The organism is Sporosarcina pasteurii (assembly GCF_041295575.1).
Taxonomy (GTDB): domain Bacteria; phylum Bacillota; class Bacilli; order Bacillales_A; family Planococcaceae; genus Sporosarcina; species Sporosarcina pasteurii.
The window spans coordinates 2875005-2889355 of record NZ_CP160452.1 but is presented as its reverse complement, the minus strand read 5'-3'; the positions used below and the strand labels follow the sequence as shown (position 1 = coordinate 2889355).

Sequence of the window (14351 nt, the reverse complement as noted above, 5' to 3'; positions counted from 1 at the left end):
ACAGCCTCCTTATCATTTACTCATATAATATATTCTTCCTCGCTACTAAGCTTCACTAAAAATGGAAACAGAAGTAAGACAATCACGGCTAAAAGAGGGATTGAGCTCAGAAGTACAATTTTTGGAATATCAAAGAAACTACGAAGTAGAAGTGGCAATAAAACAATAGCAGTTAAGAGGCTCACTTTGTTTTTTGACGATTGTGTTTGATATTGTTTTTCCCTGCAATTAGGACAAGCCATTGCAGGGTTCAATGTTGTCGTCTTTTTAATCGTTTGTTTCCAGCTCCACTTGCTCTTGCAATTTTCACAGACAGGCATTTGAATCCCTCCTTGTTAGATAATAATCTGCCTAGTTTCTCTAATAGCCTAATATTCCATATCTAGGTATCAGGTAATTAATAAAATATGCTGTAATATTTTTTGACTGACTACTCATCCTAGCTTTTGGAGGTGACAAAATGAAGAAACCAGAAAAATCAAAAGCTGTCGGTCAAAAATCCAGCGAAATGAATACTGTGGATCAGGGGTTAAACTTAGTTGCTCAAGTAGTGAATAATGCAACGGGTATTGACAAGGGGAATGATGGTAAAGTAAAAAATGAGAGTAAATGAAACGCCTAATTTTAGGCGTTTTTTTATGTGACGAAAGGACAGTTATATGAGCGTAATCTCTAAAACCTCAAACAATCCCGCTAGCGCCTGTAAAATAATTGGCGTAAGATTTGCTTATTTCAAAGCAATATTTATCCCATTATCGCATTGTGGTCTTTTAATCCTTACTCCCAATAAAGAATATAAGGGAATTGTTTACCCTCGGACGCCCTTGTTTCAGGGAAGACAGCTGTTACTGTCATCAGTACAAAACGCCCCATCACTGTCTGATGAAATGCTCTCCAAATTTGGTTCAGCATTTTCCTCTTCCCAAACTTTTTGAAGTATCCTCACAAATGCTTGTGTCGGCTGTGCACCTGAAATCGTATGTTTTTGATTGAAAATGTAATAAGGAACTCCGGTAATCCCAGATTGCTTCGCATCACTCTCGTCTAACCTGACGTCATTTGCATAAAGAGTCTTGTCACGTAGAACCTCTAAAGCTTCACTTCTTTCTAAACCTGATGCTTCCGCGATATCCGCAAGTATTTCAATATCCCCGATGTCCTTGGATTCAGTGAAGTAGGCATAATATAATTTTTCTATAATCGTTGTTTCTATTCCATGAAACTTGCCGAACTTTATTAAACGATGGGCATCGAACGTATTCGTTGATTTCAGCTCTTCAAAATTGAACTTTAAGCCAATATTCTCTGCTTGTAGGGCGATACTTGCAGAAAAGTGTTTTGCCTGTCCAATTCTCATGCCAGACTTCGAGGATAGTTTTTCGAAATAGCTTTTCCCATCGTATAATTGTGCATGTGGATCTAGTTCAAAGCTTTTAAACACTATATGCACTTGATTCTTATGGGGGAATTGATCCAACGCCTCTTCAAATTTACGCTTTCCAATATAACAAAATGGACATGCTACATCTGACCAAACCTCAACTTTCATAATAAGCACCTCCTGATTAAATCCTTGTATGATGATTCATCGGACGGAATCATTTATCGAAATAATTAATCTTTGTATAACAAGTATATCATTTTTGATTATAAACGTTGCGAATAAGACGTTGACGGTTATTTTGTGTGGATGGCTATGGCGACCCAAACATTCGAGTTAATCGCAATAAACGTGAATATCGTGAAATTCATGTTTGTTTGGGTGACTGGCACGAGACTGAGACTGACTACTTGCGAAAGTATACCCCCTATGGTATATTAAGTTTAACATAAAAAAACAACTAAATTGGAGGCGGAGAAAAAATGTTTTTTAAATCATTCACAGATCAAAACTTAGCGCAAAATGCTTACTTGGTAGGTTGTCAGAGAACAGGTGATGCGGTGATTATTGACCCTCCACGTGAGTTTGATCATATTTTAGCTGTTGCCAAAGAGGAAGGTTTACGTGTGACAGCTGCAGCAGATACACATATTCATGCGGATTATATTTCGGGTGCACGTCAGCTCGCTGTTGAACATGGAGCGAAATTGTATTTGTCTGATGAAGGGGATAAAAACTGGAAGTACGAATACACAGATGGCATCGATGTGGAATTGGTAAAAGAGGGGTCTACATTTTCTGTTGGGAACATCGACTTTGAAGTATGGCATACGCCAGGACATACCCCGGAGAGTATTTCGTTCATCTTAACGGACCGTGGTGGCGGTGCGACGGGGCCGATGGGGATTTTCACTGGTGACTTCGTTTTCGTTGGCGATGTAGGACGCCCGGATTTATTGGAAGAGGCGGCAGGCATTATGGGAACGGCTGATAGTGGGGCGCGTGACATGTTCCAGTCAATTGAACGCTTTAAAGAGTTACCAGATCATTTAGTTGTCTGGCCGGGCCATGGTGCAGGTTCTGCTTGCGGAAAGTCACTTGGGTCTGTTCCGATTTCAACAGTAGGATACGAAAAACAATTCAACTGGGCACTTCAGTTTGACGATGAAGAATTGTTCGTGAAGGAATTGTTGAAAGATCAGCCAGAAGCACCTGTTTATTTTGCAGAAATGAAAAAGCTAAACAAGGTTGGCCCTGCTGTTTTAAAGCATGAAGACATTGATGTGCTGTCAGATACGGCATCATTTGAAGCTGCAATGGTCCAAGACAATACCCTTGTCATTGATACAAGAGCGGCTGCTGTCGTGGAGAAAAACCTTGTACCAGGATCCATTAACATTCCTTTCAATAAATCATTTACAAATTGGGCGGGCTGGTTAGCAAAATACGATGAGCAATTGCTTTTAATTGCAGAGGAAGAAAATCGTGAAAAAGTCGTGATTGCATTACAGTCTATCGGACTGGATAATATTGTGGCTATCGTTGACCCAATCGCATTGGAAGGGTTGACGTTGCAATCCTATGACACACTGTCTGTTGAGGCATTTATGGAAGAAATGAAAGCACCGAACACATTTGTAGTGGATGTGAGAAACGATGCTGAGTGGCATGACGGCCATTTAGAAGAAGCGAACCATCTGTTTCTTGGGAAATTACGTACGACTGAAATTCCAGCGCAGAAAAAACTGCTCATTCATTGTCAAAGTGGTGTGAGATCCGCAATTGCCGCGACTGTGTTAAAAGCACGTGGTTTCAAGGATGTCGTGCAACTTGATGGCGGGTACAACGCTTTAGGGAGCTAGGAAACTTTAAATTAGATTTTAAATAGGTAGAAAGGGAACGGGTACGTCTAAGACGACCCGTTCCCTTTTTTAAATTCTTATTGTTGTGTGCGATCGCTTTGAATTTGCAAGGCGGGAAAATGCGGGATGACGTATTCGCCTAACTCTTGAAGCACATCTTCCATTGGTCTTGTTGCAAATTTGAGCGCGATAATGACATGATTGACACCGACCGCTTCAAGACCTTTTAAAAATTCAATTAAAAATCGATGGCCGCTTCTGAAGCCTAAGTGGATTGGCGTCGGATCAGCATCCGGGTCATCCAATAAATCTATGTAAAGAGATTGTGTAAAAGGTTTGAATTTATCCGTGAATGCTCTCCAGTCGCGGATGATTTTAGCTTGTTCATGGATTCCACGCGGGTACCCAATCCATCCGTCACCATTTTCCGCAATCCACTCAAGTGATTGCCCAGAACGTCCCGTAACAAATGTTGGGATATCTTTTAACATCGGTTTTGGTAAAATATCCGCTTCGCCATTTAGTGATACACGTTCTGTATTGATTGTTGGGTAAGATGTTGACCAAGCTTTCTTTGCTGCATAAAAAGTTTCTTGGAATAATTCAGCTCTATTTTCACGGTCCGCACCGAAAACATTAAATTCGATTGGACGATCTCCAGTTGCAAGGCCGAGTAATAGTCTCTCCCCTGAAATTCTATCAAAGGAAGCGGCAGATTTAGCAAGGTTTAATGGATGTTGGAAAGACGTGATTGCACTTGCGGTACCTAACGCAATGTCATTTGTATGTGCGGCAATATGGCTCAGATATACCCAGGGGTCATACATTTGCCCTGCATCTCCAAAAGTTGGATCATTTAACGGCACATCCCGGACGAATAAAGAAGCAAATTGCTGTTTTTCAGCAAGTTTTGCTAATTGAATTTGCTGTTCTAAATCCATTTCAGGAATACTGCTTTCGTAAGCTTCGATTGGAAAAATTAAGCCTAATGTCAGTTTCTTTTCCTCAAAAGTTCTTGCATATCCACGATGATTGTTAAATGTAGACATGTAACCTCTCCTTAGTATGTATTTATTAATAACAAGTTCAATAAGTATACATGTTTCATACAAGAGAATAGCAGACGCGGTAATAAGGTGCCAGTCACCCAAACTATCGAGTTAATCGCAATAAATATGAATGTCGTGAAATTCATGTTTGTTTGAGTGACTGGCACGCGGCCAATTCCACTAACTCTATCGTTAACTTCACCAGAAAAACAGTTGACACAAATGGCTGTTCACCGTATTATTGTGAATATTATCGTAATAGATTGGTGGGGGAAAGTATGAATGTTAGGGATTTAACATATGTCGCATTGTTTGCAGCAGTGATGGGGGTTTTAGGTTTAATGCCACCAATTCCAATTGGGGTTATGCCCGTGCCAATTACGTTACAAACGTTAGGCGTTATTTTAGCTGGGGGTATTTTAGGTGCTCGTTTAGGGGCGATGAGTCAAATTGTGTTTTTGCTAATTGTTGCAACGGGCATGCCGTTGTTGTCAGGTGGCCGCGGAGGAATAGGCGTTTTTGTAGGTCCGAGTGCAGGTTACTTACTTTCTTGGCCAATTACGGCATTTTTAATCGGTACGATTCAGTCACGTTTTTCTAAAATACGTCTAGGTAACGTATTGCCATTAAATTTGACGGTCGGTATTTTTGCCATCTATTTAATTGGTGTCCCTGTACAAGCCTTTGTCATGGACCTGGGTGTGTTAGATGTTGCAAAAGCTAGTTTACTATTTTTACCTGGAGACATTATTAAGGCGACGATTGCTTCTTTCTTAATTATTAATTTACAAAAATACCCAGTATTTAATAATCGGAGAATGTTGCCGAGTTAATTGAGGTGATTTCATGGCTTTTATTACGAGTACATATGAAATGCATGTCAAGAATCATCCAGAAAAAATCGCGGTTTATACAGAAAATCTGGCAATAAATTATCGCGATTGGGCAGAACTGATTCAAAAAACTGCGAATTGGTTAACTAACTCAGTAGGTAAAGAAGGGAATGTCGGTATTTTATTACCGAATGGCATTCCTTTTTTACAGTTGTTTGCGGGTGCATCGGCAGCGGGTTTAATTGTGGTTCCGCTCGATGTGAAATGGAAACGCGGCGAACTTGAACAGCGCCTAGCGTTAGCGAAACCGTCGATTGTTATCACTACGAAGGCTTTATCGCAACGTTTTGGGTTGAATTCCCATGAGGTTTTGATTTGGGAAGAGATTGCGGAAAACATTCAAGAGGCAGAAACGGTGATGCAAGTACAGAGTGTTGAAGAAACGCTGTTTTATATGGGCTTTACATCGGGAACGACGGGTGTACCGAAAGCATTTGTCCGTCATCATCAGTCGTGGATCAAAAGTTTCTCGAGTAGCCGAAATAATTTGGAATTGTCAGGAACAGACCATGTGCTCATTCCAGGGGCACTCGTTCATTCTCATTTTTTATACGGTGCAATTTGCACGTTGTATTTGGGCGGGACAGTTTATTTACAACCTACATTTTCGCCGCGCAACGTATTGGATTGGATGCAACGTTTGCCTATTACGGTAATTTATACAGTGCCGACGATGAATGAAGCTATTGTTGCGCAAAGTATTCAAATGAAACAGCCATTTAAAATCATTTCTTCTGGTGCCAAATGGAATGAAGCGTCGAAGAATAAAATTCGTAAGCGGTTTCCGAATATGATGATGTATGAATTTTACGGAGCAAGTGAATTAAGTTTTGTAACCTATTTACATGATGCGTGGAATCAAGAAAAGCCGATGTCTGTTGGAAAGGCTTGTGATGGTGTTCACCTTGAAATCCGAGATGCAAACGGAAATGAAGTTGAAAACGGTGTGATTGGAAAAATCTATGTGAAAAGTCCGTTGCTGTTTGCGGGTTATGTTCAACCGAATACCGACGTTTTACAAACACTTCAAGATGAGAATGGTTGGGTTACGGTTGATGATCTGGGCTACTTGGACGATGAGGGGTTCCTTTATTTGGTCGGCCGTGAAAAGAGTATGATAATTTGCGGCGGAGAAAATGTTTATCCCGAAGAAGTAGAAGCAGTGTTGCTTACACATCCCGATGTAGAAGAAGCCGCGGTCATTGGTGTTGAAAATCGTTACTGGGGACAAGTTCCGGTTGCATTTATTCAAGGAGATGTGCCCAGAAGTGAATTGCGAAAGCTTTGTCGTGATCAATTATCAACCTTCAAAGTGCCAAAGAAGTGGTATTTTGTTGAGGCATTCGACTATACAACGAGTGGAAAAATTGCACGGCATGCATTAGAAAAGCTTTTACCGGCGGAGGTGGGTCAACATTAAACGTGCAGTGATTGTGAGAGCGAAACGAACACCCATAGGTAGGAAAGGTGGCATGTTTAAAGATGTACCTCCCCATAAAATGGCCGCGCCGTTGCTACAAGGTTTATCCACTGGCATTGAAGACTGGATTGACGAAGTCATTTTGGGTAATGTGGTTGGACCTGGCGGGAATATCGCTCGTTTATCAGCTTTGGAAGCTGGACTTCCGTTATCGATTTCGGGCATGACAATTGACCGGCAATGTAGCGCGGGGCTTGAAGCGATTCGAACGGCTTCCCTATTTATTCAAGGTGGGGCAGGGGATTGCTATGTTGCGGGTGGCGTTGAAAGTGCGAGTACGTCGCCATTTCCTAAACGTGCCCAATTTGCGCCGACGCATATTGGGGATCCGGATATGGGCGTTGGCGCGGAGAACGTTGCCCAAAAGTATGGGATGACGAAAGCTGTGCAAGATGACTACGCGTTGGAAAGTTACAGGCGAAGTTGGTCGGCATACGATGAAGGCTTCTATACTGAGGAAATCATTGCTTATGATGGCATTACGCATGATGAAGTTTTTCGGAAAAAACGTGATATGGCGCGCATCGTAAACCGTGCGAAGCCGATTTTTGATTTGGAAAATGGAACGGTGACAGCGGCCAACAGTTGTGGCATTCATGACGGGGCGGCGGCCGTCGTTGTGATGGATGAGCAGTTGGCGAATGAACTCGGCATGCAACTGATTCTTCGTTTTCAAGATAGCGAAGTGAGCGGGATTCATCCAAATTATCCAGGCATCACTCCAGTTCCGGCGATTACAAAACTATTGCAACGCAATCAGTTAACGATAGATGATATTGATTTAATTGAAATTAATGAAGCATTTGCCTCCAAAATAGTTGCTTGTCAGGATGAATTAACAATTCCAGTTGAAAAGTTAAATGTATCGGGCGGTGCGTTAACGACAGGTCATCCATACGGTGCATCGGGGGCGATACTCGTAACACGCCTTTTTTATGAAGTGCAGAGAAGGAAAGATGTCCGGTATGTGCTTGCGGCAATTGGCAGTGCGGGCGGCGTCGGACTTGCTGTTTTATTCGAGGTGATTCAGTGAAAACATCGACAGAATCAATTGTCTTTACGAAAGAAGATGTGCTGCAGTATTGTGAAGCAATCGGCGAGGAAAATAAGTTATATACATGTGGGGACTATGCGAAATCGCACGGATTCCAAACGATTCCACTTCCATCGACGATGCCGCTGATAATGTATCGATTGTTTACGATTCCTTGGGAACATGACGGCGGCGTCATGATTCATCGGAAACAAGAATGTTCTACTTTTCGGCGGATGTTTATTGACGAAGAATATACGGGCGATATCACACTTACCAATGTTGTATCGAGAAAGTCGTATACGTTTCGTGAAGAAACTTTGTCGATTTACGACAAGTCTGGCGAACTTTGCTTTCAAGGGACTTCGCATCTTGTGGTAGGGGATACAACATGATGAAGTTTCAATTTCAAGTAACTAGAGGTGATATTGAACGTTATGCCGACGTGTCACATGATCGAAATCCGATTCATCTTAATGAAGCATCTGCGAAAGCGGCCGGTTTTTCAGGGGAAATCGCACATGGGATGCTAACGATGGCAAAAATGGTGAGCATCGTGGTGAATGAATGTTTAGAGCCACATCAATTTATGCAAAGCTATGAATTTACCTTCTTAGCGCCCGTTTATGTGGATGATTTTGTCACGGTGCAAGTCGTTCCTAAAGGAAAGGAATACCGTGTTAGTGGGATTTGTCGGGGAGAACTTGTTGTGAGGGGAATTGTTGTGGGGTAAGCGCCGTCAGTTATGGAAACTGGCGGTTTTATTTTGCCTTCAAATTATTTCTGCTAAGCTTGCTTTTGGGATATCCGGTGAATGCCCCGCAACCGCTCTAGAACACCGCGCCCGGCCTTTTGAATTCCGCGCAATCGCACGTGAACTCCGCTCCTCGTCGTGAATTCCTCTCCACGTCAATCGAATTCCACGCTCGGCCTTAGGAATTCCCCCTCCCCCTGGCTAAAAAACCCAAATAAATGGATAAAACAGTACTTCATCCAATTAATTGCTTATAAAGTATTAAGGATGTTAAAATAAACTATTAGATTAAAATTGATCGTTGTGATGTGAATGATTGCATATCATTGATAACAGGGGGGGGATAGGTATGAATGAGAAAACAGAGCAGTGGTCCTCTAAGTTAGGGTTTATTTTATCTTCCGCTGGAGCGGCCATCGGATTGGGGGCCATTTGGAAGTTTCCATATGTCACTGGAATGAGTGGCGGAGGCGCATTCTTCCTTATTTTTGTCGCGTTTACAGTCCTAATTGGTTTGCCGATGCTGATTTCAGAGTTTATTATCGGCAGAGGGGCAGGTAAAGAGGCGATTAGTGCGTATAAAAAGCTTGCCCCGGAAAGTTTGTCGGTTTGGATTGGAAGGCTCGGCGTTGTCGGGTGTTTTTTATTATTATCCTTTTATAGCGTTGTTGGCGGTTGGGTGCTCGTCTACAGTGTGATGTCTGTTTTTGGAAAAGTGATTGGCGGCGGGGCGGATTATCCTGTGTTGTTTGAAACTGTCATTGGAACGCCGTGGATTACTATTGTCGGTTTGGTTGCTTTTACATTGGCGAACATTTTTGTGGTGTCGTCGGGCATTCAAGCGGGAATTGAAAAAGCGAATAAATATATGATGCCCTTATTATTTATCTTCTTTGTCATTCTTGTCATCCGCGCGTTAACGTTGGACGGTGCATGGGAAGGCGTAAAGTTTTTCTTAGCGCCTGACTTTTCAAACATCACGGGTGAATCGTTATTGTATGCATTAGGCCAATCGTTTTTCTCGTTAGCTGTTGGATTTTCTTGTATGGTGACGTATAGCTCTTATTTGAAGAAAGATGTCAGCCTACCATCTTCCGCGGGCACAGTCGTCGGTTTAAATATTTTCGTATCGTTGTTGGCTGGTTTGGCGATTTTCCCTGTCGTCTTCGCATTTGGTTATGAGCCGGCAGAAGGACCAGGTTTATTATTTATTGTGTTACCATCTATTTTTTCTCAAATTCCATTAGGGGAACTATTTTTAGCGCTATTTTTATTATTATTTTTATTCGCGACGTTGACGTCCTCATTTAGTTTATATGAAATTGTCGTGGCTGCTGCAACCGAAAGTGGTAAACGTTCACGTAAATGGGTGACGTGGATGTCAGGCGTTGTCATCTTTATTGCTGCGATTCCAGCGGCTTTGTCATCGAGTAGCCTATCAACATTTACAATTTTTAATAAAAGTATCTTCGATGGGACAGACTACCTCGTAAGTAATCTTCTTCTTCCGTTTGGCAGTTTTCTAATTGCGCTGTTTATTGTTCATAAAATGGATAAGAAGCTAGTGAAGGAAGAGTTTTATTTGAATACGAAAGGCTCGCCTTCGCTGTATAGGACTTGGCGGCTTTTGATGAAGTGGGTTGTTCCTTTTACGATTGCAATTGTGTTTTTGAATATGCTCGGTTTTATTTGACGTTTCGATGTCGTACTTCTCACGATGCGGATGATTTAATGGTACAATAAAAAGAAGCGAATACTATAGAAGGTGACGAGATGAATCGTTCTTTATTGATTGATAACACATACAATTACACTAAAACCCTTGACTGGTGACGGTCAGGGGTTTTGTTGCCTAAGGGAAAGAATTTTTAAAGGGGGGCTAATAAATGATGCAAGAATTCCATGATCGGGCACCGATTCTCGCGGGTTGGATCAGTTTAATTAGCAATATTGTACTGACGATCGTAAAGATTGTTGTTGGAACGCTATTTAATAGTCCAGTATTGCTTGCGGACGGTTATCATAATGCGGGGGACGTGGTGGCGAGTGGCGCTGCATTGACATCGATGCGGATTTCTCAGCGCCCGGCGGATGAGGACCATCCATATGGGCACGGAAAAGCGGAAGTGATTAGCTCTGCGATTGTGGCGATTATCTTGGGATTGGCTGCAATTTATATTGCCTATGAGTCGATTTCAGCTTTCTTTGCGGAACCGGAAAAGGCGAGTATTATTGCATTTATTACAGCGATTGTGTCACTTGTGGCAAAACAAGTTTTATACGTATATACAATTCGGATTGGTAAAAGGGTCAATAGTAAAGGGTTAATCGCAACGGCTTATGACCATTTGGCGGATGTGTATGCATCACTGGCCGCAGTTGCAGGAATTGGACTCGCACTTGTTGGTGACCATTATGGGATTAAAATCCTATCTTACGGGGATCCAATTGCCGGCATCATTGTCACGATTTTAGTCTTCAAACTTGCTTATGGCATGGGGAAAGAAGCACTTGATACATTAATGGAGAAAAGTGTGGAGCAAGAACGATTGGACAGTTTTACAGAGCTAATACTGTCGGTTCCTGAAGTGAAAAGAATTGACCGACTTCGCGCTAGGGAACACGGCCATTATGTTTTGGTCGATTTGCGGATTGGTGTCGATGGGACGTTAACCATTCAAGAAGGACACGATATTATTCGTGAAATCAAGAAAACCATTATGGAACAAAATGAAGATGTGGACGAGGTACTCATTCATTTAAATCCGTGGTATGAGAAAGAGGAATAATCGTTTGCAATCTCTCAAGGCCTTTCATCGATAAAACTGGTGAAAGGTCTTTTCGTTTAATTCGCGCATCAATATGGGGACTATAAATGAGCAAAATAATTCCCTTTTCTAAAATAATATTGCATACTACTAATTAGTATGAATTCAAGACAGTTTTTCCGAGGAATCATATATAAATAGAAAAGGGAGTTTTGTAACATGACAATTAAAATAAAAGCAATTATCGGGAGTACTAGTTCAAGTTCATTTAACTTAAAGTTGGTTGAATATATGGGACAACGTTATGCGGATAAATTAGAAATTACACCTGTTTACTTGAATAATTTGGAAATGTACGGAGTCGACAATGAAAACAATCCATCAGACGACGTAGTAGATTTTAAAGCGGAAATTAAAGATTCCGACGCAGTTCTATTTGCAGTTCCTGAATACAATTTCTCTATTCCAGCACCATTGAAAAATGCAATTGATTGGTTATCACGCGGCGGTGACTACTTGCTGCAAAATAAACCTGCATTCATCGTAGGCTCGTCAATGGGTGTTTTAGGCAGTGTACGTGCCCAATTACACTTGCGTGAAATCTTGTCGAACCCGGCATTAGCCCCGAAAATTTTACCAGGAAATGAAGTATACATTGGTTCAATTCATGAAAAAATCAACGAAGCCGGAGAATTAACAGACGAAGCAACAATCGCTTACCTGGACAAAGTCGTCGAAAGCTTTGTGGCGTTTTATAACGAAACAAAAACAATAGTAAACGCATAATTATAATCAGGTTTCCTGAGTTGTAACGGCTTTAGTTCCGGAATGAATAACAATCAAAAGAGCACATCATTGCTGTGCTCTATTTTTGTTTGACTATTCCTTTTATTTTGATATAAAATAAAAACTTAATATTTCCTGTTACTAACCTAATGGGGCTTGGTATAACAGGTTTATCAATGTAAGGGACTATCGCGTTGTCTGACATTAACAATCGTCCAGAAAGGGGAACTCCGGTACAGCATCATGAGAAGTCTAACAGATGAAGAACTTATCAAGGCATATTATCAAGCTAAGAAATTAGGGCTTGATCCTAACTTTATTCAACAACTAGAATCAGCACTTAAACGACGCCGGATCTTTATGTATAAAGGCAGACCAAAATAAAGGGAGCAGTTGCGCTGTACAGGAAAAGGTGTGTACAGACGTGTGGTAGTTAATATGTAAATCGCAACTTTACACGTTTGTTTTTCACAAATCGGAACGTCTCTTGCATGTACTTCGTATAGTAGAATAATGACAAGGTGCGAGTTTAGTTGACAAGGTGTTGTCGATTTATTCGAAAATAAGCATTTTATTGACACAACTGGCCAATTTTCATGTACGCTATAATAGATGATAGATAATGATGGAGGTTTGAATCATGGACAACAAGATAGAAAGTTTCAAATCCGTTATGGGAAATTATCCAACGGGTGTCACTGTCGTAACAGCATTCAACGAACAAAATGAGCCGATGGGATTAACGGTGAACTCTTTTGCTTCTGTATCGCTAGACCCTTTGCTTATTTTATGGTCGATTGATAAAAATGCAGGATCCTATGAAGACTTTTTAAAAGTTGAGCGTTTCTCAGTGAATATTTTAGCTTCTGATCAAGGAGACATCTGTCAGTTATTTGCAAGTCGTGTTGCAGATCGTTTTGCACAATGTGAGTGGGAAAAGTCCGAACTAAGCTTACCAGTTCTGAAAGATTCATTAGCTACTTTACAATGTAAAGTTCATCAGAAAGTTGAAGCTGGCGACCATACAATTATGATTGGTGAAGTAGTAGATATCCAAAATAACGAGAAAGATCCTCTTCTCTATCATAAACGTACTTTTGGCCAAATTCCTAAAACGTTTTATCCACAATCTTAACTTTCAAAGCCGTCCAACCTGCCTATTTTGACTGGTTGGACGGCCTTTTTATTTCGCAGGCACAACGAAGTTTGCTAATTAACGACCGTTTGTTGATAGGCCTTGCGCTTTAATTTCGCAAAGACTTGTTTCAAATCCGCGATTAGATCATCGCAATCTTCTACACCGACAGAAAAGCGCAGTAGTTTATTACAAACCCCGCGACGTAATCGGTCTTCTTCCGGCATGCTCATATGGGTTTGTGTGGCAGGATACGTGATAAAACTTTCAACGCCACCAAGACTTTCAGCGAAAGTAATGAGGTTGAGATTTTGCAGAAACGGATTGACCCACTCGCTTTTTTGAAGACGAAAAGATACCATCCCGCCTTGCCCCGCATATAACACATCTTTCACGAGTGGCTCTGTTTTTAAATAAGCCACAATTTCTTTCGCATTTTCATCATGTTGTTTCATTCTCAAGTGGAGCGTTTTTAGTCCGCGAATCGTTAGCCAGGCATCGGTTGGAGAAAGAACTGCGCCAATCGTATTATGATTCTCGCCTAATTGCTGGCAAAGTGCATCCCCTTTCGCAACAACGAGTCCTGCGAGTACATCATTATGGCCGCCAATATATTTAGTAGCACTGTGTAAAACAATATGAGCACCAAGCTCAATTGGTCTTTGGAAATATGGCGTTAGAAACGTATTGTCTACGATAAGGAGTAACTCATACTTTTCAGCAAGTGCCGCGTATGCTTGAATATCAATCGTTTCCATGAGTGGATTTGTTGGCGTTTCAATAAATAGCGCTTTTGTTTTTGGTGTAATACATGCTTCTACCTGGGCAACGCTAGCAAAATCAGTATAGGTCGTTTGAATTGAATAAAAATCCGCGTAATCATCGAGTAAACGGTATGTGCCGCCGTAAATATCTTCAGGTACAATGAGTTCATCGCCCGAACGAAATATTGAAAGGACGAGCTGAATGGCGGCCATACCGGAGCTACAGGCAAACCCTGCATCACCACTTTCTAAATTGGCGATACCTTCTTCCAAAAGGGCACGCGTAGGGTTTTTCGTTCGAGAATAATCATAACCCGTGGATTCTCCAATGCCCGTATGTTCAAAAGCTGTCGATAAATAAATTGGGGCACTCACCGCACCTGTTTTAGCATCACTGCGATTTCCTAATTGGACAAGTTGAGTGGCTAACTGATTGTTTTTCAATA

The 14351-nt window shown here is 41.4% G+C and carries 16 protein-coding genes; 12 read left to right on the top strand and 4 right to left on the bottom strand.

Features of this window, described 5'->3' with window-relative positions; all coding sequences use genetic code 11:
• Nucleotides 1-20 precede the first annotated feature (20 nt).
• A complete protein-coding gene (locus AB1H92_RS13905) occupies nucleotides 21-320 on the bottom strand; it encodes a TIGR04104 family putative zinc finger protein (RefSeq protein ID WP_115363225.1) in 300 nt (99 codons plus the stop codon).
• Nucleotides 321-460: 140 nt separating this feature from the next.
• On the opposite strand from AB1H92_RS13905, the gene AB1H92_RS13900 reads away from it, so the two are divergent.
• Entirely contained in the window at nucleotides 461-613 is a 153-nt protein-coding gene (locus AB1H92_RS13900; protein ID WP_166739585.1) for a hypothetical protein, read from the top strand.
• A gap of 216 nt (nucleotides 614-829) precedes the next feature.
• Here AB1H92_RS13900 and AB1H92_RS13895 read toward each other — a convergent pair whose 3' ends face one another.
• Entirely contained in the window at nucleotides 830-1549 is a 720-nt protein-coding gene (locus AB1H92_RS13895; protein WP_115363223.1) for a DsbA family oxidoreductase, read from the bottom strand.
• Nucleotides 1550-1863: 314 nt separating this feature from the next.
• Between AB1H92_RS13895 and AB1H92_RS13890 the strand changes: the two genes are divergently transcribed.
• Entirely contained in the window at nucleotides 1864-3243 is a 1380-nt protein-coding gene (locus tag AB1H92_RS13890) for a rhodanese-like domain-containing protein (RefSeq protein WP_115363221.1), read from the top strand.
• A 77-nt stretch (nucleotides 3244-3320) separates the two neighbouring features.
• Here AB1H92_RS13890 and AB1H92_RS13885 read toward each other — a convergent pair whose 3' ends face one another.
• Nucleotides 3321-4292, bottom strand: coding sequence for an LLM class oxidoreductase (locus tag AB1H92_RS13885; protein WP_115363219.1), 972 nt, complete (start codon nucleotides 4290-4292; stop codon nucleotides 3321-3323).
• 278 nt (nucleotides 4293-4570) lie between these two features.
• On the opposite strand from AB1H92_RS13885, the gene AB1H92_RS13880 reads away from it, so the two are divergent.
• The 10 genes from AB1H92_RS13880 (at nucleotide 4571) to AB1H92_RS13835 (ending at nucleotide 13141) form a co-directional block, all read left to right on the top strand.
• The gene (locus tag AB1H92_RS13880) at nucleotides 4571-5125 is read left to right on the top strand and encodes a biotin transporter BioY (RefSeq protein ID WP_115363217.1); all 555 of its coding nucleotides are present in this window, start codon (nucleotides 4571-4573) and stop codon (nucleotides 5123-5125) included.
• A gap of 13 nt (nucleotides 5126-5138) precedes the next feature.
• Nucleotides 5139-6605 carry an AMP-binding protein gene (locus AB1H92_RS13875; RefSeq protein WP_115363215.1) on the top strand — a complete coding sequence of 489 codons (1467 nt, stop codon included), beginning with the start codon at nucleotides 5139-5141 and terminating at the stop codon, nucleotides 6603-6605.
• A complete protein-coding gene (locus tag AB1H92_RS13870) occupies nucleotides 6601-7698 on the top strand; it encodes an acetyl-CoA C-acyltransferase (protein WP_115363213.1) in 1098 nt (365 codons plus the stop codon). The genes AB1H92_RS13875 and AB1H92_RS13870 overlap by 5 nt, the downstream gene beginning before the upstream one ends.
• A complete protein-coding gene (locus AB1H92_RS13865) occupies nucleotides 7695-8093 on the top strand; it encodes a MaoC family dehydratase (protein WP_166739586.1) in 399 nt (132 codons plus the stop codon). The genes AB1H92_RS13870 and AB1H92_RS13865 overlap by 4 nt, the downstream gene beginning before the upstream one ends.
• Nucleotides 8090-8431, top strand: coding sequence for a MaoC/PaaZ C-terminal domain-containing protein (locus tag AB1H92_RS13860; RefSeq protein ID WP_115363209.1), 342 nt, complete (start codon nucleotides 8090-8092; stop codon nucleotides 8429-8431). The genes AB1H92_RS13865 and AB1H92_RS13860 overlap by 4 nt, the downstream gene beginning before the upstream one ends.
• A 370-nt stretch (nucleotides 8432-8801) precedes the next feature.
• A complete protein-coding gene (locus AB1H92_RS13855) occupies nucleotides 8802-10145 on the top strand; it encodes a sodium-dependent transporter (protein WP_115363208.1) in 1344 nt (447 codons plus the stop codon).
• Nucleotides 10146-10338: 193 nt separating this feature from the next.
• Nucleotides 10339-11241, top strand: a complete 903-nt coding sequence (locus AB1H92_RS13850; protein ID WP_243835661.1) for a cation diffusion facilitator family transporter — start codon at nucleotides 10339-10341, stop codon at nucleotides 11239-11241.
• 198 nt (nucleotides 11242-11439) lie between these two features.
• Nucleotides 11440-12006 (top strand): NADPH-dependent FMN reductase, encoded by a 567-nt coding sequence (locus tag AB1H92_RS13845; RefSeq protein WP_172481056.1) that lies wholly within the window; start codon nucleotides 11440-11442, stop codon nucleotides 12004-12006.
• 243 nt (nucleotides 12007-12249) lie between these two features.
• Nucleotides 12250-12390: a sporulation histidine kinase inhibitor Sda gene (locus tag AB1H92_RS13840; RefSeq protein WP_115363206.1), complete on the top strand. Its 141-nt coding sequence runs from the start codon at nucleotides 12250-12252 to the stop codon at nucleotides 12388-12390.
• A gap of 256 nt (nucleotides 12391-12646) precedes the next feature.
• On the top strand, nucleotides 12647-13141 hold the full coding sequence (locus AB1H92_RS13835) for a flavin reductase family protein (RefSeq protein ID WP_115363204.1): 495 nt from the start codon (nucleotides 12647-12649) through the stop codon (nucleotides 13139-13141).
• A 74-nt stretch (nucleotides 13142-13215) separates the two neighbouring features.
• Here AB1H92_RS13835 and AB1H92_RS13830 read toward each other — a convergent pair whose 3' ends face one another.
• The gene (locus tag AB1H92_RS13830) at nucleotides 13216-14349 is read right to left on the bottom strand and encodes a methionine biosynthesis PLP-dependent protein (RefSeq protein WP_115363202.1); all 1134 of its coding nucleotides are present in this window, start codon (nucleotides 14347-14349) and stop codon (nucleotides 13216-13218) included.
• Nucleotides 14350-14351: the final 2 nt, after the last annotated feature.

What these genes read in the sequence shown, in the direction of transcription:
- AB1H92_RS13905 (WP_115363225.1), bottom strand. Translation starts at nt 320, where the DNA reads ATGCCTGTCTGTGAAAATTGCAAGAGCAAGTGGAGCTGGAAACAAACG.
- AB1H92_RS13900 (WP_166739585.1), top strand. Translation starts at nt 461, where the DNA reads ATGAAGAAACCAGAAAAATCAAAAGCTGTCGGTCAAAAATCCAGCGAA.
- AB1H92_RS13895 (WP_115363223.1), bottom strand. Translation starts at nt 1,549, where the DNA reads ATGAAAGTTGAGGTTTGGTCAGATGTAGCATGTCCATTTTGTTATATT.
- AB1H92_RS13890 (WP_115363221.1), top strand. Translation starts at nt 1,864, where the DNA reads ATGTTTTTTAAATCATTCACAGATCAAAACTTAGCGCAAAATGCTTAC.
- AB1H92_RS13885 (WP_115363219.1), bottom strand. Translation starts at nt 4,292, where the DNA reads ATGTCTACATTTAACAATCATCGTGGATATGCAAGAACTTTTGAGGAA.
- AB1H92_RS13880 (WP_115363217.1), top strand. Translation starts at nt 4,571, where the DNA reads ATGAATGTTAGGGATTTAACATATGTCGCATTGTTTGCAGCAGTGATG.
- AB1H92_RS13875 (WP_115363215.1), top strand. Translation starts at nt 5,139, where the DNA reads ATGGCTTTTATTACGAGTACATATGAAATGCATGTCAAGAATCATCCA.
- AB1H92_RS13860 (WP_115363209.1), top strand. Translation starts at nt 8,090, where the DNA reads ATGATGAAGTTTCAATTTCAAGTAACTAGAGGTGATATTGAACGTTAT.
- AB1H92_RS13855 (WP_115363208.1), top strand. Translation starts at nt 8,802, where the DNA reads ATGAATGAGAAAACAGAGCAGTGGTCCTCTAAGTTAGGGTTTATTTTA.
- AB1H92_RS13850 (WP_243835661.1), top strand. Translation starts at nt 10,339, where the DNA reads ATGATGCAAGAATTCCATGATCGGGCACCGATTCTCGCGGGTTGGATC.
- AB1H92_RS13845 (WP_172481056.1), top strand. Translation starts at nt 11,440, where the DNA reads ATGACAATTAAAATAAAAGCAATTATCGGGAGTACTAGTTCAAGTTCA.
- AB1H92_RS13840 (WP_115363206.1), top strand. Translation starts at nt 12,250, where the DNA reads ATGAGAAGTCTAACAGATGAAGAACTTATCAAGGCATATTATCAAGCT.
- AB1H92_RS13835 (WP_115363204.1), top strand. Translation starts at nt 12,647, where the DNA reads ATGGACAACAAGATAGAAAGTTTCAAATCCGTTATGGGAAATTATCCA.